This window comes from Niastella koreensis GR20-10 (assembly GCF_000246855.1).
GTDB lineage: Bacteria > Bacteroidota > Bacteroidia > Chitinophagales > Chitinophagaceae > Niastella > Niastella koreensis.
On record NC_016609.1, the window covers coordinates 2,360,067 to 2,384,719 of the forward strand.

19 protein-coding genes are annotated in these 24,653 nt (G+C 46.3%); 11 read left to right on the forward strand and 8 right to left on the reverse strand.

Annotated elements, in window-relative coordinates:
* The first annotated feature begins 24 nt into the window (after positions 1-24).
* The gene (hemN, locus tag NIAKO_RS09525; protein WP_014218206.1) at positions 25-1,392 is read left to right on the forward strand and encodes an oxygen-independent coproporphyrinogen III oxidase; all 1,368 of its coding nucleotides are present in this window, start codon (positions 25-27) and stop codon (positions 1,390-1,392) included.
* Positions 1,393-1,520: 128 nt separating this feature from the next.
* On the forward strand, positions 1,521-1,919 hold the full coding sequence (locus tag NIAKO_RS09530) for a hypothetical protein (RefSeq protein ID WP_014218207.1): 399 nt from the start codon (positions 1,521-1,523) through the stop codon (positions 1,917-1,919).
* Between the two features lie 122 nt (positions 1,920-2,041).
* On the opposite strand, the gene NIAKO_RS09535 is transcribed toward NIAKO_RS09530, so the two are convergent.
* Positions 2,042-3,100 (reverse strand): response regulator, encoded by a 1,059-nt coding sequence (locus NIAKO_RS09535; RefSeq protein WP_014218208.1) that lies wholly within the window; start codon positions 3,098-3,100, stop codon positions 2,042-2,044.
* 134 nt (positions 3,101-3,234) lie between these two features.
* Between NIAKO_RS09535 and NIAKO_RS09540 the strand changes: the two genes are divergently transcribed.
* The 8 genes from NIAKO_RS09540 to NIAKO_RS09570 all read left to right on the forward strand — a co-directional run bounded on the left by NIAKO_RS09540 (position 3,235) and on the right by NIAKO_RS09570 (position 12,038).
* The gene (locus NIAKO_RS09540) at positions 3,235-5,625 is read left to right on the forward strand and encodes a heavy metal translocating P-type ATPase (RefSeq protein WP_014218209.1); all 2,391 of its coding nucleotides are present in this window, start codon (positions 3,235-3,237) and stop codon (positions 5,623-5,625) included.
* 105 nt (positions 5,626-5,730) lie between these two features.
* Entirely contained in the window at positions 5,731-5,901 is a 171-nt protein-coding gene (ccoS, locus tag NIAKO_RS37710) for a cbb3-type cytochrome oxidase assembly protein CcoS (protein ID WP_014218210.1), read from the forward strand.
* 42 nt (positions 5,902-5,943) lie between these two features.
* Complete coding sequence (gene ccoN, locus NIAKO_RS09545) at positions 5,944-8,073, forward strand: cytochrome-c oxidase, cbb3-type subunit I (RefSeq protein WP_014218211.1); 2,130 nt, start codon at positions 5,944-5,946, stop codon at positions 8,071-8,073.
* Between the two features lie 4 nt (positions 8,074-8,077).
* Complete coding sequence (locus tag NIAKO_RS09550; protein ID WP_014218212.1) at positions 8,078-8,236, forward strand: hypothetical protein; 159 nt, start codon at positions 8,078-8,080, stop codon at positions 8,234-8,236.
* Positions 8,237-8,258: 22 nt separating this feature from the next.
* Complete coding sequence (locus NIAKO_RS09555; protein ID WP_014218213.1) at positions 8,259-9,428, forward strand: cbb3-type cytochrome c oxidase N-terminal domain-containing protein; 1,170 nt, start codon at positions 8,259-8,261, stop codon at positions 9,426-9,428.
* 3 nt (positions 9,429-9,431) lie between these two features.
* Entirely contained in the window at positions 9,432-10,859 is a 1,428-nt protein-coding gene (gene ccoG, locus NIAKO_RS09560; RefSeq protein WP_014218214.1) for a cytochrome c oxidase accessory protein CcoG, read from the forward strand.
* 25 nt (positions 10,860-10,884) lie between these two features.
* Positions 10,885-11,328, forward strand: coding sequence for a FixH family protein (locus tag NIAKO_RS09565; protein WP_014218215.1), 444 nt, complete (start codon positions 10,885-10,887; stop codon positions 11,326-11,328).
* Between the two features lie 5 nt (positions 11,329-11,333).
* Entirely contained in the window at positions 11,334-12,038 is a 705-nt protein-coding gene (locus NIAKO_RS09570; RefSeq protein ID WP_014218216.1) for a sulfite exporter TauE/SafE family protein, read from the forward strand.
* Positions 12,039-12,114: 76 nt separating this feature from the next.
* Here the strand turns inward: NIAKO_RS09570 and NIAKO_RS09575 are convergent, their stop codons facing one another.
* Together NIAKO_RS09575 and NIAKO_RS09580 are read right to left on the reverse strand one after the other, a co-directional pair.
* The gene (locus NIAKO_RS09575; protein WP_014218217.1) at positions 12,115-13,374 is read right to left on the reverse strand and encodes a PAS domain-containing sensor histidine kinase; all 1,260 of its coding nucleotides are present in this window, start codon (positions 13,372-13,374) and stop codon (positions 12,115-12,117) included.
* A gap of 10 nt (positions 13,375-13,384) precedes the next feature.
* The gene (locus NIAKO_RS09580) at positions 13,385-14,131 is read right to left on the reverse strand and encodes a DUF542 domain-containing protein (protein WP_014218218.1); all 747 of its coding nucleotides are present in this window, start codon (positions 14,129-14,131) and stop codon (positions 13,385-13,387) included.
* Between the two features lie 208 nt (positions 14,132-14,339).
* Between NIAKO_RS09580 and NIAKO_RS09585 the strand changes: the two genes are divergently transcribed.
* Positions 14,340-15,272: a glycoside hydrolase family 43 protein gene (locus NIAKO_RS09585; RefSeq protein ID WP_242675438.1), complete on the forward strand. Its 933-nt coding sequence runs from the start codon at positions 14,340-14,342 to the stop codon at positions 15,270-15,272.
* Between the two features lie 50 nt (positions 15,273-15,322).
* Here the strand turns inward: NIAKO_RS09585 and NIAKO_RS09590 are convergent, their stop codons facing one another.
* The 5 genes from NIAKO_RS09590 to NIAKO_RS09615 form a co-directional block, all read right to left on the reverse strand.
* Positions 15,323-15,772 (reverse strand): hypothetical protein, encoded by a 450-nt coding sequence (locus NIAKO_RS09590; protein WP_014218220.1) that lies wholly within the window; start codon positions 15,770-15,772, stop codon positions 15,323-15,325.
* A 76-nt stretch (positions 15,773-15,848) separates the two neighbouring features.
* Complete coding sequence (locus NIAKO_RS09595; protein WP_014218221.1) at positions 15,849-18,272, reverse strand: ABC transporter permease; 2,424 nt, start codon at positions 18,270-18,272, stop codon at positions 15,849-15,851.
* A 200-nt stretch (positions 18,273-18,472) separates the two neighbouring features.
* Entirely contained in the window at positions 18,473-21,190 is a 2,718-nt protein-coding gene (locus NIAKO_RS09600) for a T9SS type B sorting domain-containing protein (protein ID WP_014218223.1), read from the reverse strand.
* A 268-nt stretch (positions 21,191-21,458) separates the two neighbouring features.
* On the reverse strand, positions 21,459-22,499 hold the full coding sequence (locus NIAKO_RS09610; RefSeq protein WP_014218224.1) for a patatin-like phospholipase family protein: 1,041 nt from the start codon (positions 22,497-22,499) through the stop codon (positions 21,459-21,461).
* A gap of 61 nt (positions 22,500-22,560) precedes the next feature.
* Positions 22,561-24,612 carry a kojibiose hydrolase gene (locus tag NIAKO_RS09615; RefSeq protein ID WP_014218225.1) on the reverse strand — a complete coding sequence of 684 codons (2,052 nt, stop codon included), beginning with the start codon at positions 24,610-24,612 and terminating at the stop codon, positions 22,561-22,563.
* Positions 24,613-24,653: the final 41 nt, after the last annotated feature.

The window sequence follows — 24,653 nt, forward strand, 5'->3', positions numbered from 1 at the left end:
GTACTTTTGAATAAATACTACCCCGTGCACATAGATCAGGCTTTATTGCAAAAATATAATCAACCAACGCCGCGGTATACGAGTTACCCCACCGTACCTTTTTGGAATGAAGGGATAAACAGTGAGCTGTGGAAAGAAGCGGTGCGCCAGCAGTTTACCATTTGTAATAACGAAGAAGGCATTAGTTTGTACCTGCACCTTCCTTTCTGCGAATCGCTTTGTACTTACTGTGGTTGTAATAAAAAGATCACCACCAATCATAAAGTAGAAGAAGTTTATCTGGAAGCCATTTTAAAAGAATGGCGTCTGTACCGGGCATTAATGGATACGCCGCCAGTGATCAGGGAAATTCACCTGGGCGGTGGTACGCCTACTTTTTTCTCGCCGGCCAATCTGCACCGGCTGATTGCAACACTCTTAAAAGATTCCATTATACATGACGATTATGCCTTCAGTATTGAAGGACATCCTAACAACACTACCCGTGAACACCTGGATGAATTATTCCAGTTGGGTTTTCGCCGTATCAGTTATGGCGTGCAGGACCTCAACCCCGAGGTTCAACGCATTATTAACCGCATCCAGCCTTTTGAAAATGTTCAAGAGGCTACAGAAACGGCCCGCGCCGCCGGTTTTACCGCTGTTAATTTCGATCTCATTTACGGACTTCCGCGGCAAAACGGTGACAGGCTGGCACATACCATTTCCCTGTCGTTAAGCCTGCAACCCGATCGCATTGCTTTTTACAGTTATGCGCACACGCCCCGCGTAATAGATGCGCAGCGGCTGATCGATGAAAATGATTTGCCCGATGCCGCGGAAAAATTATCGTTGTACCTGTTGGGAAAAGAACTGATCTCCGCGCAAGGTTATGCCAATATCGGCATGGACCATTTCGCTTTACCCGGCGATGAATTGTATACTGCATGGCAACAACAAACCCTGCACCGGAACTTTATGGGCTATACCACGCAAAAAAGCGGTATGCTCCTGGGACTCGGTGTATCGGCTATCAGTGATACGAACACGGCCTTTGCCCAGAATGAAAAGACTTTGGGGGGGTATTACAAGTCTATTCATTCGGGCAGCCTGGCCGTTCACAAAGGTTATTTCCTGAGTAAGGAAGATGCTCTGTTCCGCCGCCATATCCTGGATATGGCCTGCCAGGGCCGCACTATCTTTAATCCGTCTTGCACAACTGAATTGGAGCAATGGTGCCTGCCCATGCTGCGCGATCTGCAAAACGATGGACTGGTTACCCTGTATAAAGACCGTGTGGAAGTAACAACAACAGGACGGCATTTTATCAGGAACATTTGCAAAGCTTTTGACCTGCACCTTCTTCGCCGTGATGCTGCCAGCCCGCAGCAGACCTTCAGCAAGGCCATTTAAGTGTCATTATTTGTTTTGAGGATTATCAGCCTGGCTGGTAACAGGTGTCATATATTACCGGCTTCATTCCTGGTATTTTTGTTATAGAAACTGGAAATTGAATCTTATAAAATTGAAAATTATTGACTATGCGTTTATCAATTTATGGTGAAAGACTGATCACTGACGTGCAAAATCAATTTGCCAGTGTGTATCCATATTTAAAGATCGAGTTCTTCAAGAACGTTGATTTTAGCAGGAATATTTATCCAAGACAAAAACAGGTAGCGCATGCCCTGCAATTAAAGGATGCATACACCTCTAAAAAAGGGGAGGGAGATCTGCTTATTGAAGATGTGATGACTGTGTCTGACCTGGAAAGTACTTTCAGGGACCGGTTCGGTTTGGCGGCGCAGGTATTCCGCCGGTCAGGGAACATTTGGCTGGAAACGACCATCACCAATGGCTGGACGCTGAAGCAACAAAATGACCATGGCCGGGAGATTACCATTAGCCTGAGACCCGATAGCCGGAACGAAATAATGTGAAAATGTGAAAATGCCTCTGCGCGGCCTTCAGTTAACAGCGCAGACTGCCATGATAATAATAAGAGTGCTGAGCAGAAACAATTTTCACATTTCCAAATTTACTAATTTGCACATTGTTCTTATTAATATAATAAGTTCCGCAGCTTTTCCGGTTGCTCAATTTTAATTTTGCCTCCTTTGATCTCAATTAATTTCTCCGCTTTAAAGTCACTCAGCGTGCGGATCAACGATTCTGTAGCGGTGCCTACATATTGCGCAATATCCTCCCGGGAAATGTCAATGTTTTGCGCGACCTGGTCGGCCACATGGAATTTCTGATGAATGTCTACCAGCGCTTTGGCTACACGTTTACGCAACGATCCATACGCCAGCCGCATCAGTCTCTCTTCTTTTTCCTTTACTTCTTTCGAGATCAGTTTAATGAATTTGGAAGCGATGTTCATGTCGTTGTACACGGCCTGCAAAAAGTGATCTTTGGGAATGGCGATCACTTCTGCATCTTCCAGTACTTCGGCGGTGTCGTCGTAGTTGGTATCTTCCAGTAAGGTTACATGACCTATATAATCGCCGGTGCTGTACAGGTTGGTGATATATTCTTTCCCTTCGTCATGCACCTTGAAAGTTTTTATTTTTCCGCTTTTAACGTAGTACAGGTATTTGGGGCGTTTGCCTTCGCTGTAAAGGGTCATTTTTTTGCTCAGGCGTTCACTGTCGTATTGATCGGGATCCAGTGGCAGCATGCCGGAACCCTTCAGTTCTTTTATCAACTCATTAGCGCCTTTTTCCCCGGCAGGGAACTGCGTTTTCATAATTTCTATCTTCTTCAGCCTTACTTCAATTGCATTCAGCAGTTCGATGTCATCGAATGGTTTACTGATGTAATCATCGGCGCCCATTTCCATACCTTTTCTAAAATCCTTGCGTTCGGCTTTTGCCGTTAGGAAAATAAAAGGAATGTGCTCGGTATCGGGGTTCTTTTTCAGCAGGTGCAACACCCCGTAGCCATCCAGTTCGGGCATCATGATGTCGCAAATGATGAGGTCGGGTTTTTCTTTAATGGCTTTTTCCACGCCCTGTTTGCCGTGTTCTGCGCCGAAGGCGTTATACCCGGCCAAACTTAAAATTTCCACTATATTTTCCCTGATCTGGTTATGGTCGTCTATGACTAAAATCGATTTCATTCTTGATATATTTATTAGCGGGATAAAAATACAAATACGGCGGGGATCAAACCTGACGAAAGTCATTTTTTTTGTTGAATTTGCTCATCCCCCTGCCGGTAATGGGCGGCTAATTTAGCACCCAAAATTGTAATATGCCTACAGCCGCTACCGGAAAGCAAACTGTGTGTTACCATTGCGGTGAAAACTGCCAGGAAAGAAAGGTCACGTCAAATGGAAAATATTTTTGCTGCGAAGGGTGTAAAATGGTATATCAGCTGCTGAACCAAAGCGGGCTTTGCGAATATTATGACCTCAACGGCCAGCCCGGAACCAACCAGCGGATTGCAGTGCGGAAAGATAAATTCGCTTTCCTGGAAGTAGATCATATTCAACGGCAGTTGATCTCCTTTGCCGATGATAAACAAACCCACATCACTTTTTACCTGCCGCAAATTCATTGCAGTTCCTGCTTATACCTGCTGGAGAACCTGCACCGGTTACATGCAGGTGTCATCAGCGCTGTTGTAAATTTTACGCGAAAAGAAGTAGCTATAGTTTTTGATCATAATAAGGTCTCGTTACGCGAGGTGGCGGAATTGCTTACCAGTATCGGGTACGAGCCCTATATCAGTTTAAATAACCTGGGTTTGAAGAAATCGCCGGTAAACCAGCAAATGCTTTACCGGATGGGCATTGCAGGGTTCTGTTTTGCCAATATCATGCTGATCAGCTTTCCCGAATACCTGGGGTTGGAAGGATCGGAAAAAGCGCTGCAGGGAGTGTTTCGCATGCTGAATTTTATCCTGGCCCTGCCGGTTGTTTTTTACAGCGCCATTCCTTTTTTCAGTTCCGGCTGGAAAGCGTTAAAACATAAACACCTCAATATAGATGCGCCCATTGCATTGGCTATTGGTATAACCTTTGGCAGAAGTGTGTATGAAGTAGTCAGTGGCGCAGGAGGTGGTTATTTCGACTCAATGTCGGGCATTGTGTTTTTTATGCTCGTTGGCCGGGTATTCCAGGATAAAACCTACCAGCAGTTATCGTTTGAACGCGATTTTACTTCTTATTTCCCTGTGGCGGTATCTGTACTGAAAGATGATAAGGAAATTCCTACCGCGCTGCCCGATATAAAGGTGGGCGATACGCTGGTTATTCATAATGAAGAACTGATCCCTGCGGATGGCATTCTTACCCGGGGCAGGGGTTTTATCGATTATAGTTTTGTTACCGGGGAATCGTTGCCTGTTACCAAAGAAATGGGGGAGATCGTATATGCCGGCGGCAAACAAACCGGCAGCGTGATGGAAATACTGGTGGTAAAGGAAGTGGCGCAGAGTTACCTGGCCAAATTGTGGTCGGATAATGACTTCAAAAGAAATGAAGCCAAAAGCGGCTCTTTTGTGCACCTGCTGAGCCGCTGGTTTACTTATATCCTGTTGGGAATCGCCACCATGGCAGCTGTTTACTGGTCGGTCGTGGACAGCAGTAAGGTCTGGAACGCAATCACAGCCGTTTTAATAGTGGCCTGTCCATGCGCCCTGTTGTTGTCCAACACCTTTACCAATGGGGTTATCCTGCGCATTTTAGGGCGTAATAAGTTCTATCTCCGCAACGCCCAGGTTATTGAAGATATGGCCCGGATAGATCATATTGTATTTGATAAAACCGGTACGCTGGCCTCGGCGCATGAACAGCAGATCGAATACTTCGGCAGGCCATTAAGCAAAAGACAATTGCTGCAGATCGCCACGCTGGCCGCCTGCAGTAATCACCCGTTGAGCAAGGGGTTGGTGAAATACATTGGCCGGACAGGAAAAATGCCGGTTGATGATTTTCGTGAGGTTACCGGTAATGGGGTGGAAGGATTGGTAGGTGGGCACTTAATAAAACTGGGCGCCTATGCGTGGGTTGCCGGAAAAAATAAACAACCGGAAGGCACGGCAGTATATGTCAGTTGCGACGATGAGATGCAGGGCTGTTTTCAATTCAGTAACCAGTTCAGGGAATCGGTACCGGAGCTGGTAAAAAGCTTAAAGCCACATTACAGTCTGTCGGTTTTATCGGGTGACAATGCCGCCGGAAAAGCCAGCCTGGAGCAGCTGCTGGGCCCTGACAGCGTTATACTTTTTCATCAGAAACCGGAAGATAAATTACGCTATATCCAATCCCTGCAACGGCATGGAAAAAAGGTAATGATGGTGGGCGACGGGCTGAACGATGCAGGCGCCCTGCAGCAAAGCAATGTGGGCATTGCCGTGACGGAGGATTGTAACAACTTTACCCCGGCCAGCGATGCCATTATCGATGCCGGGCAACTCTCCAGAATTCCTGCCTTTATAAAACTTTGTAAAGTCAATAAACGCATTGTTGTAGCCAGTTTTATTTTATCCATCGCCTATAATATAGTAGGTCTTTCATTCGCGGTACAGGGCGATCTGAGCCCGTTGATTGCCGCTATTCTGATGCCTGCCAGTTCACTCAGCATTTTACTGGTCACTTTTGGCAGTGGCAATATAGCTGCGCGGTTATTGAAGTGCTAAGCGCCAACCTTAACATATGATTAAAATCAGGTTTTGTTTTGAGGCTTCTCATTCAACAGGTTGCTGCCCGCGAATAGTTTTGTGAAGAGATAATTTATTAAAGTTATGAGCGCTATCGTGATCCTTCTTATTGCAAGTATATCTGTATCCGCCATTTTCCTGGCTGCTTTTATATGGAGCGTACGCTCCGGCCAGATGGATGACGATTTCTCCCCGCCACAACGCATTTTATTCGATAACCCGGTAAACCCTCCATCGAATAACAACCAACAGTAAACAGATCGCCGAATTATAAAATCTCAAACCCGGAATATCTCTATGCAAGTTGAAAAATTTTATTACGACAACAAGATCGTTAAATGGTTTGCCATGGCCACGGCCATCTGGGGCATTGTAGGTATGCTGGCCGGTTTGTATGCGGCCATTCAATTGTACGCCCCCGGGGCCGCATTAGGCTATGCGCCCACTACGTTTGGCCGGGTACGCCCTGTGCATACCAATGCCATCATTTTTGCATTTGTTGGCAACTGTATTTTTACCGGGGTTTATTATTCCCTGCAACGGCTTTGTAAAGCACGTATGTTCAGTGATAAATTAAGCAAGCTGCACTTCTGGGGCTGGCAGGGCATTATTGTGGCTGCCGCCATTACCCTGTTGCTTGGGTTTACCACCGGTAAAGAGTATGCCGAACTGGAATGGCCCATCGATATTGCCATTACCCTGGTTTGGGTGATCTTCGGCATCAACATGTTTGGCACCATTATAAAAAGACGGGAACGGCACCTGTACGTTGCCATCTGGTTTTATATCGCCACCTGGGTAACGGTTGCCTTGTTGCATATTGTAAATTCAGTGGAGATACCTGTTTCCTTTTTTAAAAGCTACAGCTGGTATGCCGGTGTACAGGATGCGCTTGTGCAATGGTGGTATGGGCACAACGCGGTAGCTTTTTTTCTTACCACACCCATACTCGGTCTGATGTATTATTTTCTGCCCAAAGCTGCTAATAGGCCCGTTTATTCGTACCGGCTTTCTATTATACACTTTTGGGCATTGATCTTTATATACATCTGGGCCGGTCCGCACCACTTATTATACACCGCCTTGCCCGATTGGGCGCAGTCGCTCGGTACCGTTTTTTCCATTATGCTGCTGGCGCCCAGTTGGGGCGGTATGCTTAACGGCTTGTTTACTTTACGCGGCGCCTGGGATAAAGTACGTGAAGATCCCGTACTGAAATTCTTTGTGGTTGCCGTTACCTGTTATGGCATGGCCACTTTTGAAGGCCCCATGCTGTCGCTGAAAAACGTAAACGCCATTTCGCACTTTACCGACTGGACCATCGCCCACGTGCATATTGGCGGTTTAGGGTGGAATGGTTTTATGGCGTTCGGCATGTTGTACTGGCTGGTGCCACGCATGTGGGGCACGCCACTGTATTCAAAGAAATTAGCCACTAATCACTTCTGGCTGGGCACCATCGGTATTGTACTGTATGCTGTGCCGTTATACTGGGCCGGTTTTGCCCAGGCGCAGATGTGGAAGACCTTTACTGAAGAAGGACAGTTGAAATTCCAGTTCCTTGAAACTGTGACCCATATTATTCCCATGTATATCACCCGTAGTATCGGGGGTACCCTGTATCTCATTGGCGCCCTGCTGATGGTGTACAACCTGGTTAAAACAGCCGCTAAAGGGTATTTCATTGCCAACGAAGTGTGTGAAGCAGCTCCTTTGCAAAAGGAAACATCGCATGCCCGTGAACACTGGCACCGGTGGATCGAAAGAAAACCCATGACCCTTTTGGTGTTCAGCCTGATTGTTGTAGCCATTGGCGGCGCCATTGAAATGATCCCCACCTTCCTGGTGAAAAGTAACGTGCCTACCATTGCAAGTGTAAAACCCTATACACCACTTGAACTGCAGGGCCGGGATATTTATGTACGCGAAGGTTGTTATACCTGTCACTCCCAAATGATCCGTCCGTTCCGCGATGAGGTAGCCCGTTATGGCGAATATTCAAAGGCCGGTGAGTTTGTTTACGATCACCCCTTCCAGTGGGGTTCAAAAAGAACGGGTCCCGACCTGGCGCGGGTAGGTGGTAAATACCCGGATAGCTGGCATTACAACCATATGATGGATCCCCGGATCATGTCGCCCGGTTCTATTATGCCTTCCTACAGCTGGTTGCTGGATAATAAAATTGATACGGCGAGCACCCCGGCCAAAATCAGGGCCATGCAAACCCTGGGAGTACCATACCCTGCAGGCTACGATAAACAAGCCAATAATGACCTGATGACGCAGGCCAACAGCATCCGCATCAGTTTAAAGATGGATAAAATTGAAACACCCAAAAATGCAGAGATCGTAGCGCTGATCGCTTACCTGCAACGTCTTGGGAAAGACATAAAGGCAATGCCTAAAGAGCAAACTGCTAAAAACTAATTATATGAAGTTTATACACTATTTGGAAAAGATAACCGGTGTGAGCATTTACCCACTGATCTCGTTTGTCATCTTCGGTCTTTTCTTCCTGGTAATGTTGCTGTGGGTGCTTAAGAGCGATAAGAAATTGATCTATGACATCAGCCGTATTCCTTTAGACTAACCACCTTAAAACATTGTATTGTATGCGTAAAGCAGTTGCTGCACTGACCGCCTTTTTATTGACCGCGCCATTTGTAATGGCGGAGGGAGGCGGTCATGCCCCTGTAGAGTCCTCCCTGTATGATCCGTTTGTAGTAACAATGATTGTTATAATGGCTATCCTGTTGCTGGCTATTGGGTTGCTGGCCAATGTAGTAATAGGCGCCGCCGGTTATTATTATAAAAAGCAAAAAGATACGGAACAACAAACGGCTGCCGGGAGCGGAGGTGTTATTAAAGCACTGTCCATCATCGCCCTCGTATTGATGGCAGCGCCTTCGTTCGCACAAGGTGGTGAGGCGGCTGCTACAGCCGCGGCCCAAACTACCAGCTCATATGGGGCTTTGTCCGAAACTACTTTTTATTTCATGGTGAGCGTGATAGCTCTGGAATTACTGGTGGTGTTTGTGCTGTTGTACCAGTTGCGCGTTTTCCTGGGTAAAACAAGAACGAAAGAAGGTGTAGCCGGGGCAAAAGAGTTCAAATTGAAACCCGCTATCAGTGTATGGCATAAGTTGAACAAATTTAAGCCCATTGAGCAGGAAGCGGATCTTGACCTGGGGCACGATTACGATGGCATCCGGGAGCTGGACAACCGGTTACCTCCGTGGTGGCTGTATGGATTTTATATCTCCATCCTGGCCGCCGGCATCTATATCTGGCGCTACCATATTGCTCAAACAGCTCCATTAAGCAAAGAAGAATACCAGATAGCCATGAACGAGGCTGAAGTACAGAAAGCGGCTTATCTGAAGAAATCGGCCAATAACGTGGACGAGAGCACCATCAAGAAATTAACAGCAGCGGCAGACCTGGAAGCCGGCCAAAAAGTGTTTAGTCAGAATTGCGCTGCCTGTCATGGTAAAGCAGGGGAAGGTATTGTAGGGCCGAACTTAACCGATGATTACTGGCTGCACGGCGGTGGTATTAAAGACGTTTTCAAAACCATTAAATATGGCTGGCCCGAGAAAGGGATGCGCAGCTGGAAAGATGACCTGTCGCCCATGCAGATTGCACAGGTAGCCAGTTATATAAAATCCATCCACGGTTCCAACCCGCCCAATGGTAAACCCAAACAGGGCGATCTGTACCAGGAAGAAGTTGGTAAAACCGATTCTGTAAGCAATAAAGGAACTGAAGTTTCAAAAAACTAGATAGTGGAAGTTGAATCTAAAATAACCCCCATTTCTACCGAAGAACAGGAATCGTTTCGCGACAGGATCGCGACGGTAGATGCTGCCGGTAAACGGAAATGGGTGTATGCGCAAAGGCCCGTTGGTAAATTATATACTCTCCGTACCTGGATAAGCCGGGGCTTTTTTATCCTGTTCTTTGCCTTGCCATTTGTGTATGTGCATGGCAGACCTTTGTTTCTGTTTGATGTAACCCAGGCGCATTTTATCATTTTTGGTAAAGTGTTCTGGCCACAGGATTTTTTCATCTTCGGCCTGGCCATGGTTACGTTCATTGTGTTTGTGGTATTGTTCACTGCTGCCTTTGGCCGCTTATTTTGTGGCTGGGTTTGTCCGCAAACCATCTTCATGGAAATGTTCTTCCGTAAAATTGAATATGCCATCGAAGGCAATGCGGCTGAACAACGCCTGCTGAACCAGGCGCCCTGGACGGGAAAGAAAATAATGAAGAAAACAAGTAAGCACCTGGTGTTTTTCGGGATGTCGTTTATTATTGCCAATTTCTTTTTGTCCTATATCATCGGCATTAAAGAACTGGGTAAAATAATTACCGAACCGGTGTCGGAACATATCGGCGGGTTGTTTTCGATCCTTATTTTCTCGGGTATCTTTTATGCGGTGTATGCATTTTTCCGCGAACAGGTTTGTACGGTCGTTTGTCCGTATGGCCGCCTGCAGGGGGTGTTAATGGATCGCAACTCCATGATTGTGGCGTATGACCATAAACGCGGCGAACCCCGGGGAAAATATAACAAGAAAGTAACCCGCGAACTGGGCGATTGTATAGATTGTATGCAGTGCGTAAAGGTTTGTCCTACCGGGATAGATATCCGTAACGGCAACCAGCTTGAATGTGTGGGCTGCACGGCTTGTATAGATGCCTGTAATGCCATTATGGAAAAGATCAACCAGCCCCTGGGGCTTATCAGGTATGCATCGGAAAATGGCATCGAGAACCGCGAGCCTCTGCACTTCACCGGCCGCATGAAACTGTATAGTGTTTTATTGACCGGTTTGCTGGTGATCCTGGGGGTGTTATTATACACCAGGAAAGAAATTGATGCTACCGTGATGCGTACGCCGGGAATGTTGTACCAGCAACGTGGGGCCGACAGCGTATCTAACCTGTACAATATAAAAGTGGCCAATAAAACCATTAACCGGGTGCCACTGCAGCTGAAACTCGAAGGCATTAACGGCCACATAGAAATTATCGGTGAACACAATGCCATCTCTGTAAAGGAAGAAGGGCAGGGCGCTGGTACCTTCTTCGTGGTGCTGCCAAACAATAGCATTCATTCGCGCAAGCAACCCATCCGGATTGCCTTGTACAATGGAAATGAGAAAGTAGATGTGATCGCTACTAATTTCCTTGGCCCGGTTAGCCAGTAATTATTGATTTATCAAACAAAATATTATGACACTGAATTGGGGACATAAAATGATGCTGGTATTCCTGGTTTTTGTAGGTGGAATGTCGTACCTGGTGTACCGCTGTGTAAAAACCAATTACGACCTGGTTTCAACTGACTACTATAAAGAGGAGTTATCGTACCAGCAGGTAATAGATGGTGAAAGCCGCGCCAACCAGTTGGGAAACAAATTTCATATTGCGCAAAATGGCAATGAGCTGGTACTGCAATTGCCAGATGAAATGAGAAATACAACGGTGAAAGGCAATGCCTGGTTCTATTATGCGCCAGACGCCAAACGCGACAGACAGATAACCCTGAACACAAATGCTGCAGGGGAGCAGACTATTAACAGCAGCCAATTCTTCCCTGGCAGATATACCGTTAAGGTAAGGTGGGAAAGCAAAGGACAGCAATATTATTCTGAAGAATATGTAACCATCCATTAAATTTTATGTGGTCGATAGTAACGGCAGGTTTGGTGTTAGGGCTTATAAGCAGTTTGCATTGCATAGGCATGTGCGGTCCGCTGATGCTGGCGCTCCCTGTTCGCCATCTGGAAAAATGGAAACAGGTAATGACCATTTTTTTATATAACACAGGACGGGTAATTACCTATACGCTGATAGGGGCGTTGTTGGGACTGGCTGGCCGTAGAATATACCTGGCGGGTTTTCAACGATGGTTTACCATTGTATTGGGGGTAGTAATGCTGGGGCTGGCGTTTAATTATTTTTATAAACAGGCATCCGTTCAACCCAAATGGATGCAGGCAGTTCATATACGCATACAACAGCTTATGCTTCGGTTTATAAGATCGAACAACCCGGGCGGTTATTTTCTGTTGGGGATGGCCAATGGATTATTGCCCTGTGGTATGGTGTACCTGGCCATTGCCGGCGCGGTAACGGCCAATAGCGTAATAAATAGTATGCTGTTTATGTTTCTTTTTGGGGTGGGTACTATACCTGCCATGTTTGCTTTGGGTGTATTCGGCCTGCGGATTACCATGCCGGTGCGGCAACAAATGAAAGCCGCCATGCCCTATGTGGTAGTGGCGATGGCGGTGATATTAATTTTACGCGGTCTTAATCTTGGTATTCCTTTTATCAGTCCGGTTATTGCCGATGTGCCCGGTCACGTTATTTCCTGTCACTGAGCGGAACGTGAAACGTCAAACGTACCTATTAACGTGTTAACGTATCAACTTGTTAACCTGTTAACTCGTCAACTGGTCAACTCGTCAACCGGTCAACTTCCTCCTTCAGCTCCGGCAATTCCAGGGTAACAGTAGTGCCTTTGTTCAGGGCGCTTTCCAACCTGATATTTCCCTGCAATAAGCCAACATACCGGGCTACAATATGTAAACCCAAACCTGTTCCCTGGATGTTGATGGCATTGCGCCCTCTGAAGAAACTGGTGAACATATGTTGCTGGTCTTCTTCTGCAATGCCAATGCCTTCATCTTTTACCGATAATACCAGTTTCTGATTATTCAGGTCAACGTTCACCCACACGCTGGCATTCTCCGGTGAGAACTTGGTGGCATTGCCAAGCAGGTTTATTAGAATATTTCTTAATAGCTTTTTGTCAGTTGTAAACGAACCGTCGCCAATGCAGTTCAGGTGAACCTGCTGGTCTTTCCGGTTGATGGCCTTGATCTCTTCAATCACTTCCTGGATGAAAGGGTCCACTTCAAACTGTTCGGTCTTTATGTGAACCTTTCCTTCCTCCAGTTTACCCAGTGAAAGGAAATCTTCGAGCAGATCGTTCAGGTGTTTAACAGAATCCTTGATGATATTGAGGTGGCGTAATCTTTTATCCTGGTCTTCGGGCTGGTTGTATTTGGAAGCCAGCGCGGCCGACGATAAAACGGTACTGAGCGGGGTACGGAATTCGTGCGAAGCCATAGACACGAACCGGGATTTTATTTCGCTCAGTTCTTTTTCCTTATCCAGCGCTTCGCTCAGGCTTTTTTGTGATTTCTCCAGTTCCTGCAGGGCTTCCTTCAGGATCATGGTCCTTTCTTCCACCTTGCTTTCCAGCTCGGCATTCAGTTTCCGCATATCACTCGTCATCTCTTCCAGTTGTTTTTGCTGCAACAGGATGTTCTGTTCTATCTTTTTGCGGTGGGTAATATCAACTATAAACGCAATTACAAATAATTCTTCTTCCCGTTTATAAAAACTCAGGCTCACTTCCACGGGGATCTCCGACCCGTCTTTACGTTTACCATACAGGTCACGGCCATGCCCCATTACCCGGTGTTGCGGGTGATGATAGAAGCCATCCCGTAATTCAGTATGGTGGCTGGCAATGCGGTCGGGGAGCAGTATCTCCACTTTTTTGCCGATCAGTTCGGTTTCATTATAACCAAAAGTTCGCTGGGCGGCGGGATTTATCAATACTATAGCCCCTTCGCCATTGGTAAGCACAATGCCTTCCGTGGCATGCACAAACAGGGCCGACAGATGGGTGGCATCTATATTATTCATAGAAGCGAACTTACAAAAAAAGCAGCTTTTTTTCCATTTCAATTGCCCGGGGGAACAGAACCGTATTTTCCAGGTGCATGTGTTGCGCCAGATCGGTGTCTATTTCCAGCAGCTTTGAATATATCACCCGGTGGTTGGTACAGCAATGCTCAGGTGGCGTATAGGAGTTGGTGAGCTGCCGCATTTGTGCCAGCACCTTATTTATCGAGTCATGCTCATGATGCATCAGATTTTCTACCGGCTTACGCAACGTTCGTACCAGTAAACTTGCATAGGAAGCTTTATTGTGAAATGCATGCGATATCTGCCGGATGTAAGGGAAGATGATCTCCTCCTCATGTTGCAAATGCGGCAGCATTTCGAGGGTGAGGCTTTTGAAGACCAGCGCCAGTTCTGTAAGACCGGGAAATTTTTTATAGTGGCCTTCCACAAACTTTTCCAATTGCTCTTTGGTATCCGGCAATGCCTTTTTCAGATAAGCGTGGTGAATATTTACAATGTAATCGATAAGAAAACCAGTGTCCCAGTTTTCAAAAGGCAGTGCATGCGAAATACCAATGGGATGTATTGATAATTCCAGTTCTGCTATTATTGCTGCCACATCAAGGTCCTGTGATTCCAGGATCATTTGTAAAGGGAATTTTCCCGCGCAACAATATTCAATGCCATGTTTCCGAAACACCTCGGCAGTGCGGTAATCGTTGTTCACGATATCCGAAACGGACGAAAGCGGATCTATTTTCCGTACTGTATTCATTTTCCAATGCTGTTATCAACCGCAAAATATAATTTAGCTTTTGCCTGGTAGCTGACTTTAATCAGGTTTGTATGATTTTAAAAATGAATGTTAGCCAGGGGACTGCAAAATGATTTTTGCACTAATTTCACTACAACTATCTAAGAATATGAGGAAAGTCATATATCCTTTGTTATTTATTAGCACTGTTATCAGTTGGTCGGCAGGAATGGCACAGAAAACTGCCGGTAAACAAACATCGGGAAACCCTGTTTTTCCCGGTTGGTATGCCGATCCGGAAGGCGCGATCTTTAACAAACAATACTGGATCTATCCTACCTATTCGGCGCCATATAACCAACAGGTGTTTATGGATGCCTTCTCCTCGAAAGACCTGGTTAACTGGACCAAACACGAGCACATTGTTGATACGGCTGCCATCAAATGGGCAAAGCGGGCCATGTGGGCGCCTGCTATTGTAAATAAGGACGGGAAATACTATTTGTTTTTTGCCGCCAACGATATTCAAAATGAGCAGCAGGAAGGAGGTATCGGGGTTGCAGTTGCCAGTAAGCCGGAAGGTCCGTTTAAAGATTACCTGGGCAAACCCCTGCTCGATAAAATTGTGAACAAGGCGCAACCTATTGACCAGTTTGTTTTTCACGACAAAGACGGACAATACTACATGATCTACGGCGGGTGGGGGCATTGCAACATCACCAAACTGAAAAATGATTTTACGGGGTTGGTTCCATTTGAAGATGGAAATACTTTTAAAGAGATCACGCCTAAAGGCTATGTAGAAGGCCCTATTATGTTTATCCGCAACAATAAGTATTATTTTATGTGGAGCGAAGGTGGCTGGACGGGCCCTGATTACCGGGTGGCCTATGCGATCGGCGATTCGCCGTTTGGCCCGTTTGAGCGTATTGGCACCGTATTACAACAGGATGCAGCCGTGGCTACGGGGGCTGGTCACCATTCGGTGCTTCAATTTCCGGGGAGTAACGACTGGTATATTGTGTATCACCGCCGGCCTCTTGGCGAAACCGACGGTAATCACCGGGTAACCTGTGTTGATAAAATGGAGTTTGATGAAAATGGTTTCATTAAACCCGTTAAAATAACTTTTGAAGGGGTTCCCAAAAAGACTTTACAATAAAAAATCGTGAATCGGCAATCCGCGACGCGGCCTTTGCCTATTGTCTATTGTTATTTACAGGGGATTTCCTCCAGTTTCATGGAAGAACTGTAAACGATGGAGTCAGCGTTTTTGAATTGCTCCACACCGTTTACGTTGGTGGTTTCGCCATAACCTTCAATAAAAGCATTGCCGGTTTTTTTGAACGCCACCTGCCGGGTTGACTGGGTTCCTTCAGACTTAAAGGTATAATCAGCCAGCAGGATGTCGCCCCTGAGGGTGCCTTTGATGGTGCCTGCGTTCATGTCTTTTTCCTTCAGTTTATAAATCAGCGCGCCGCCTACGGTGCCGCCCATGTTCACCAGCTTAAGGGTAATGGTATCAGCGGCTGTTGCATACTGATAACAGGCAATGGGTTCTGCTTTAGGTGCGTTTGCGGGCGCTTCAGTTTCTTTTTCCTTTGGCTGTGATTTACAGGCTGCCAGTAAGCCCAAAAGAATTAAAACGTGGGTTGATTTCATAATATATTTTGCTTCAATTGCAGCGAAAATATATAAGTTTTACCAAAGATCCCTTCCTGGGAGAGGAAGGGGTGAGTTATTCGTTTTTTAAAGCAGTAACGGGGTTGGCGATGGCTGCCCTGATAGCCTGGAAACAGATGGTGACCAAAGCTATTACCATGGTGGTGCAACCGGCTATTACGAATACCCACCAGCTGATGCGGATGCGATAGGCAAAACTTTGCAGCCATTGATTCATTGCCCACCACGCTATGGGAAAACCGATAATAGCGGCAATAAATACCAGCCGTACAAATTCTTTCGACAACATGGTAACAATACGGCTTACACCCGCTCCCAGCACCTTGCGAATACCTATCTCTTTGGTACGTTGCTCTGCTGCATAGGTGATCAGGCCAAACAGGCCAAGACAGGCAATAAATATTGCCAACACGGCAAAGGTTATAAAAAGGGTACCGGTTTGTTGCTCTGCCTGGTACAGGTTGTTAAAATCGTTGTCCATAAACGTATACCGGAAGGTAAGTCCGGGCGCCATGCTGTTCCATTTATTTTGCACCTGGCTTATAAGCGCAGGAATGTTTTTGGTATTGATGCGCAGCATGATGTTTTCCCAGCTATTGTTCAGTTCCATTACAAGCGGGCCTACCTTTTCACGCATGGTGCTGAAATTAAAATCCTTTACCACGCCTATCACGTGAAAGGCCAACGTTTTATTGTTTTCATCGGGGCGGTATAACTGAGAGCTGAGAGCCTCTTTAAAGCCAAGCATGCGGGCCGCGGTTTCATTGATAATGACACCGGTAGAATCGGTTAGAAATTCCTTCGAAAAGTTTCTGCCTTTTGCCATTTGCATCCCAAGAAGGGGGATATAATTTTCATCTACCTGCAGGGTGGTAAATACGCCTACTTTTTTCGCATCGAGGGTAGCATCCTGAAACCAGCCGCGTTTGTTCAGATTGCCTGCTCCTGCCGTGGGTAGGTCGCCCGAAATAGCGGCCATTTCTACGCCGGGTAATTTCAATAATTCATTCCTGAATGCGGCTATCTGGCTGCCAATATTATTGGTGTTGTGCAATACCAGTACCTGGTTGCGGTTATAACCGATCTTTCTGCTGTGGATATAACTAAGCTGGTTATAAATTACCACAGTGCCAATGATGAGGATAATAGAAATACTAAACTGGAAAACCACCAGGCTGCTGCGCAACCAGCTGTTTTTAAACCCCGCCGCTATTTTGCCCTTGAGTACCTGTACCGGTTTGAACGATGATAAATAAAAGGCAGGATAGCTGCCGGCCAGGCAGCCCACCACAAACACCAATGCTATCAGGGCCGGGGTAAGCCAGGAAGAGAACAGCGTGCCTGCCTGCATTTGTTTGCCGGCTACCCTATTGAAGAATGGCAATGTCAGGGACGTAAACAGCAACGCCAGTAACAGGGAAAAATAACTCATCAACACAGATTCTGTCAGGAATTGAATGATAAGACTGCCTCTTGTTGAACCGGTCACCTTTCTAACGCCTACTTCCCGCGCCCTGTTGGCGGAACGCGCGGTGGTTAAATTCATAAAATTTACACAGGCGATCAACAGGATGAAAATTGCGATCACGGAAAAGATATATACATAATTGATATTGCCGTTGGCTTCGAACTCGAATGTTTTTTCAGAATGTAAATGAATATCGGTGAGCGGCATCAGGTGATACTTAAAGTAACTCCCGTTGTTTTTTAGGTCCTGCGCAGAAGTATGGAACATACCTTCCAGTTGTTTCGCCAGGTAGTTGTTTACGGTTTCATCGATCTCGTTTTGCAGGATCTCACGCTTTGCACCGGGCGCTACCAGGATATAACTATGTACCCCATTTGTTAACCAGTCGTCTTCACTGCCAAAAAAAGCTTTGCCGAGCGGCCTCATGAAATGGAAATGAAAATGCGACTGGCGGGGGAAGTCTTTTATTACCCCGGTTATTTTAAGATGGTCAGTGTTGTCTACAAACAAGGTCTTTCCCACCACGTTTGTGCTGTTGAAATATTTGAGTGCGGTAGTTTCGTCAATAACTATTGAATTGGGGTCGTTCAAAGCCGTTGCGGGATCGCCTGCGATCATCGTCGCTGTAAACACTTTAAAAAAGGAGGAATCTGCAAATACTGCCTGGTGGTCCAAAACGTTTTGATCGTTCTTTTTAACCAGGATGTCCCTGTCAAAACTTACGCGCACCATTTGCTGCACTTGCGGAAAATCTTTTACCAGTGTAGGGGCCAGGGGTTTGGGCGAGGTGGCGGCGTTAAAATTAGTACCATTGAAAAGCAGGTCAGCATCGAGCCGGTAAATGCGGCCTGCGTTTTTATTGTAGGTGTCGTAATGCAGTTCGTCAAAAACGTATAAAGAGATCAGCAGGCAAACCGCCAGGCCAACTGCCAGTCCCGAAATATTTATAATGGAAAAAGCTTTGTTCTTCCAGAGGTTGCGCAGGGCAACCTTCAAAAAGTTTTTATACATACAGTTGGCATTTGGTAATGACGAAACTGTAGATAATCACGCAAAAATATGCCCGTTTACAAGCCGCTGAAAGGCTGTAGTTTGTATATAAGGTTAACGGCTGAGGTGTTCGTTTTTGTTACAGGTGTGGCCGCTTTTGAGGCAGTACGGGCAAAAAAAATCCCCCGATAAGATCGGGGGATTAACGTTTTTATGCTTTGTTATCTTATTAGAACAAATGTGCCTTTTTGGTTCATTGGCCTTCCTTTGTAATCAACTGCCGTTGCTATATAAACAAAGGTACCGGCATCTGCTTTCAGACCATTAAAGGTTCCATCCCAACCCTTGGTTTGGTCGGTGGTGCGGAAAACCACCTGGCCCCAGCGGTTATAAATAACCAGGTAACCAAATGATTTAATGCCGGTAGGTATCACTTTAAATACGTCGTTCTTACCATCGCTGTTTGGCGTGAATGCAGTGGGAACGAATAACGTAGGTCCTGGATACCGTTTAACAAGCACCTGGGTTTGTTTTTTACATCCTTTATCGGTAACGGTATATACCTGGTAAACCTGGTCGTGGTCGTATATGGCTACAGGTTTTTCCACATCACCCCGGTTCAAACCCGTTAATGGCGACCAGGCATATTGCATCCCGGGTTCTCCATGCGCATTCAGCTCGATAGGTTCGTTGTAGGGGGCGGAAGAATCAGGTCCGGCAAAGGATTCATTATCGTATATAGTGATCGGGCGAATGATGGTGTCTTTACAACCTTTATCAGTTTGACCGATCAGCGTTAAAACAAAATTGCCTTTTTTAAAGAATGTTCTGGAAATGCTGCTGGCGTATTGTGTTTTAGAAAACATATCCCAATTCCAGGTCCATCTGTATACAGTGCCCGATACATCGATTGCATTATAGTAAATAGGCACCAGGTCACAGGAATCGCTTACTTCCATTCTGGTGGTTGGCTTGGGATAAATGTCGAATGTATGTACCGCGGGCAGGCTTTTACAGCCATAAGCGTCTTCCGAGATCAGCGATACACTATGTGCTCCCGCATTTAAATTCAGCGACGGGTTTTGCTGACTGCTTTTTACCGTGTTATCAAATGCCCAGTTCCATCTTACAACACTCTGGCCAACTGCCGCGGCAGGCATGACCGACAGGTCTTTGAAACGGATGATTTCATTATTACACATCAGATCGCCATACTTGAAATCGGCCAACGGACGAAAACGGATGTTCAATACCCTGCTAATGGTATCTGACAAACAACCATCAGGAGTAGCAACTACGAGTTTTACGGGCATTGTTCCGCCGGGAGGCGCCAAAAACGCCGCCGGAGTTTGGGTGTTTGAAATATTACCATTGATATTCCACCACCATTTACTAAGACTTGTAAAAGCAGCCTGCGCGCTTGAATTGTCGGTCAAGGTAACCATGGTTTGGTTTTCACAAATAGGGTCCGGGTACGAGAACAAGGCGATTGGTTTAGGCACCACCACCACCTGTTGCTGCACTTCTCTTGAACATTCGCTTAAACCGATATTGGTAGTTTTGAACTTCACTGTGTAATTGCCGAATGACGGGTACTTATAACTGGTAACCTTGTTCGTCAGCGTGTCTGTTTTTCCATCCCCAAACTGCCAGGTGTAAACGGGATTGTACAGATTGGTAGAACTGCCGGTGAAAATAAAATTGTTGGATTGCTGGCACTGTCGAAAATTATTAATGCCGAATGACGCGTTTGGCGTGGGCGTAATATTTACGTTGATCTCCCTTCTGAATCCTTCGCAACCAAACAGGGCTTTCTGCGAAACATAGTATTTCGTATTACCGGGCGTTGTAGTGGTTGGCATGGGGGCATTAAATGTTGGTGTGCCACCGGTAGGGGTGGTATACCACAATAAGGTATTTCCCGGCGTTACGGTTGCCTCCAGTTCGTCCGATAAATCAAACTGGCAATATTTTACCATTGTATCTGCACGAGGCGTGTCGGGCACCGGATATGGGTGTACATATGCCTGTAAGGTATCACGGCAACCAAAGCCCGGATAGGGTTCTACATCAACATAAAACATACCCGTGGTCACTGGTGGGGGACTCAAGGTTGTTGACTGGCCATGACCTACCACCTGTGTGAACGTAGAGTTGTACCAGGTATAGTTCTGAAACCCGTAGGGAGCGTCGAGGATCAATGAATTTGTTTCTATACAATACGGCGCTGTTGCCAGGATGTTGGAGCAGGCGCTGGCCACATCCAGATAGGCATAACCAAAGTGACCGCCAAGCGTACAGTCGGCCGTACGAAACTCCAAACGAACATCGTGCCCACCCATGCCGGCAAATTGCAGCGAGGTTGGTGTCCAGTTTTTATATAAAACCGAGGAGTTGAGCGGTGATGGCAAAAAGCCAGGCAAACCGGCGGTAGAAACATAGTCGTATGACGCGCAATTAATAGTGGCGCCGGTAACTACATCATAAGCAGTTACGAAAAAACGAGGCTGTTGTGGCAGATCGTGTTGTGGATCTTCCAGTACTACCGCATAAAAATAAGTGAAGGTAAACGTATCAATGGTACTGGGTACCGTAAAAGTATACGAGATGGCTTCACACTGGGAGCCGGTATTTTCATTACCCAGCTTTACGGAATAATTGCCGCCATATGGACAGATCTTTGGGAAACCGCCAAACTGGTCTTTACCAGGGTTGCTGGCAGCGGAGATGATCTGATGCCTGTCGCTTTGTGGTAAGGACAGGTTAAGATTCATCCTGTTTTTACCGGCGAAGGTGTCAACACTTCCAATAAAGCATTCCCAGTGATCGAAATTACCGCTTTCAAAATCAATATTTGGTGGACAGGAGGACTGGCTATAAGTCCTGGTTAGGGAAAATAAAAAAATAGCAATGCAGCAGGCTACGGATCTTGCCTTCATCTTCAAATCGGTTAATTGGGGTTTTCGTGGCACAAAATGATACTTAAGGTTTAGGGGAACCAGTATATTTCCGGGGTAAGATAATATCTTTTTTCACAGAAAAAAAGTAGCAGGCGGCCATCCAAAAACGGTAGCTGACCCATTTTACACAGTTATAGACCAAATCAACACACTTATTGCCAAAATCTGCACGGCTATTTGATAAAAAGAAATTGCAACCTGTGATGATTTTCTGTTCAAAACACATTATAAAAGGTAAAATCACCCTTTAAAGCGCCGGGGTAAAAAAGCGCCGGGCACCATCTTTCCCATTTTGAACCAATGCGGAAATAGTTTTCCTGGGCAGTTTGCGAACCCTGCCGGAAAGGTTCAAATTATCAATCGCTATCGTTCTTCGAACACTGTTAGGATTCATAACCTCGGGGCTGGCTTTATCTATCAGCGTGTGGTACAGGGCTTTCATATAGTCATGCATGTTGTCAATAACAAACGGGTAAACTCCGGGCTGCTGCATATTGTATTTGATCTGTTCCGGCATTTCCATCAATAACCCTAAAGTTTCCTTGTTCTCGAACGAAGTTTGGGTGATTGCGGCCTGGTCATTTACATATCGCGCAGAATCAAATAAATAGATGGGATAATTGCTTAAAACGCCTCCATCTACCATTACGTGCAATAGCTGCTTTCCGGTTGGTTTTTTGTAAAGCTGGCCATTATCATCCATCAATACAGCGCGATAATACAATGGAATGGACAAGGAAATGCGAACGGCATCACAAACCCGCATGTTGGGATAGGTTTCCCAGGAGAAAACCCGAAGTGTTTGATAGGTAAGATCGGTGCCGGTTATATAAAGGTCTTTATAACCTTTCTCCCTGCTTAGTGCATGCAGCTGGGCAAAAGTGATTTGACCATTACCCGTTTTATCGGCAATGAGGTCTTCTATCCATTGGGCTATCTTTTCACCCTTATACCAGCCGAATTGTTTGCGCAGGCGATGAATGCCACCGGCCAGCATCCAGCCGCCATCGTTGAATTGTTTTAAAGGGATGTGTTCCGTTAACCCGATAATTTCATTACTGGAATACCCAACTGCCAGCAGAGCGCCCTGTATGGCGCCGACCGAAGTGCCGGCCACGCGTTGGATGTTTTTGAGAATGCCCATACTGTCCAGCACCTGTAAGGCGCCGGCATAGGCAAAGCCTTTTACTCCGCCGCCTTCCATCACCAGGTTGCGGTATAATGCGGTTTGGGAACGGGCGCCGGAAAAAGCAATGACCGTTATTGCCAGCAAGACAAGTTTTTTCATCAGGTCAGGAGTTTGCCATACAAGATACAGGAGCAAAAGTCAAGAAAGTGCTAAATATGAGTTACCTGGTATAGGTGGTTTTATTAATGCCTATGCCCATAAGCGTAAGCGATTTCCATTGTGTGGGCAAACTGGTTTTTACCTGTATTATACCCGTGGGTGTAATGGACAGCCCGCCAAAGCCATTCAGCATGGCTTGTAACATCCCACCGGCACCTGTAGCAAAATAGGGATTGGTGCCCCCGGCGGTTTCTGCAATTACGCCAAAGGGTGGCAGCAGGTTGGGGGTGAAACCGTTTTTAAAAGCATTCAGGGCTTTGTCGGGCATACCCAACCGGGAATATAAAATAGAAAAGATCGCATGCGTCATGGCCGGCCCTTCACCTACGCGGCCTTCATAATAGTTCAGGTCTTTTTTGATGTCTTCTTTATTGGCGACCTCTGTAAGCGGATAGGCCAGCAGGTTAACATCAGCCTGTTTTATTTTTTCACCTGCATAAGCGCTGTGTTCTTTGGTAACGCCATCAGGAAACTTTTCTATGGGAATATTGCCGGCAACAGTTTGCCAGTCGGGATCGGGCGTAATTCCTAATAAAGCAGCGGCCTGCGTGGCGTAGCGCAGGTTGGCTTTGGCGGCGGCATTGGTGAAGGCATTGTTATCAACATTCTCAGCCCACTCATCGGCTGCCACCACATTCCTGATGTCATAATGGCCCGGACCATTCCTTTCCACGCGGCTGGCCCAGAAATCGGCACTTGCTTTCAGTAAGGGATAACCTTTTTGACGCAGCCAGTCTTTATTTTGGGTAACACAATAATAATTCCATGCAGCTATGCCAATGTCGGCAGTGATATGATGTTCAAAGGGCCCTGATAAGGCCCATACCGGGGTTTCTTCATTACCACTGGCGGCGCTTTCCCAGGGAAACATTGCGCCTTTGTAACCATGCGACCAGGCATTGTGCCTGGCGGCCTCCAGCCGTTGGAAACGATAGTCGAGCAATGATTCGGCAATGGCAGGTTGCAACAGCAGCAGGGCCGGGAACATCCACAGCTCCGTATCCCAGAAGGAGTGCCCGTTATAACCGAGACCGCTCAGGCCCATAGGCGACAATCCATAACCACTGCCCGCCCGGGCAAACGCATACAGGTGATAGATCATGCTGTGCACCTGCTGTTGGGTAACAGCATCGCCATTGATAAGGATATCGCTTTTCCACAACTCGTCCCAGGCCATATTGTGATGTTCGATCAATCGTTTTTCACCTTCGAGGATGGCAAACAAGGTGAGGCGTTCCGCTTCATTCAATGGATCGTCGTGTTGTGCAGAGGTAATAGTAGAACCAACGATGGCGAAATGATAACTTTCCCCGGCTTTTATTTTCTTTTTGAATTTCAGCAGGTGCATGTTATTGTCCCATAGTTCATGGATAAGAATGGGTTCGCTGCCATGCGGTTCATCAAATAAAAAACTATTGCTGGCTGCAATGAACAGCTTACCCGTTGGGCTTTTAGCCGTGGAGGTTAACAATGAAATGGACACATGCGGCCTGTCAATCTGGTTGTAATAAGGTTGAACGCTGTTGAGCATGTCGGGGGCTTCCATAACGCTGGCCGGCATGATCTCGAGATCCTTCTTTGCAGTAACTATTACATCTACCAGTGCCGAATAGGGTAAGTGGCGAAGCGAGTAATAAGTATATTGAATGGTTGCCTTATCAGTAAAATCAAATTTTGTAGTGAGTGCCGCATGTTTCATGTCGAGCGATTGCGACATATTGGACACCTGGTTAAAACGCCCGATGTCAGCGCCATCAACAGACAGCTGCATATTCACAAAGTTGAATGTTTTGAGGATGTTGCTAACCCGGCCCCGGCCATACAGATCGAAGGCGCCATTCAATACCACATCTTTAACTTTAAACGGATTGGGGGAAGAAACAATCCCTATCATGCCATTGGCAACGGTTTCGCCATAATAATTGGTGGGATCAATTTTATCGGCAATAACAACCCATGGGTCCTGAGCCAATAAGATAACAGGGAGCAGCCAGGCAAAGAAGAGCAATGTAATGGGTTTTGGAATGGAGGTGCAAGCAGTTGTTATTCCCATATGACCTGATTTGTATAAAGGTAGGGATTTGGCGCTGGAAC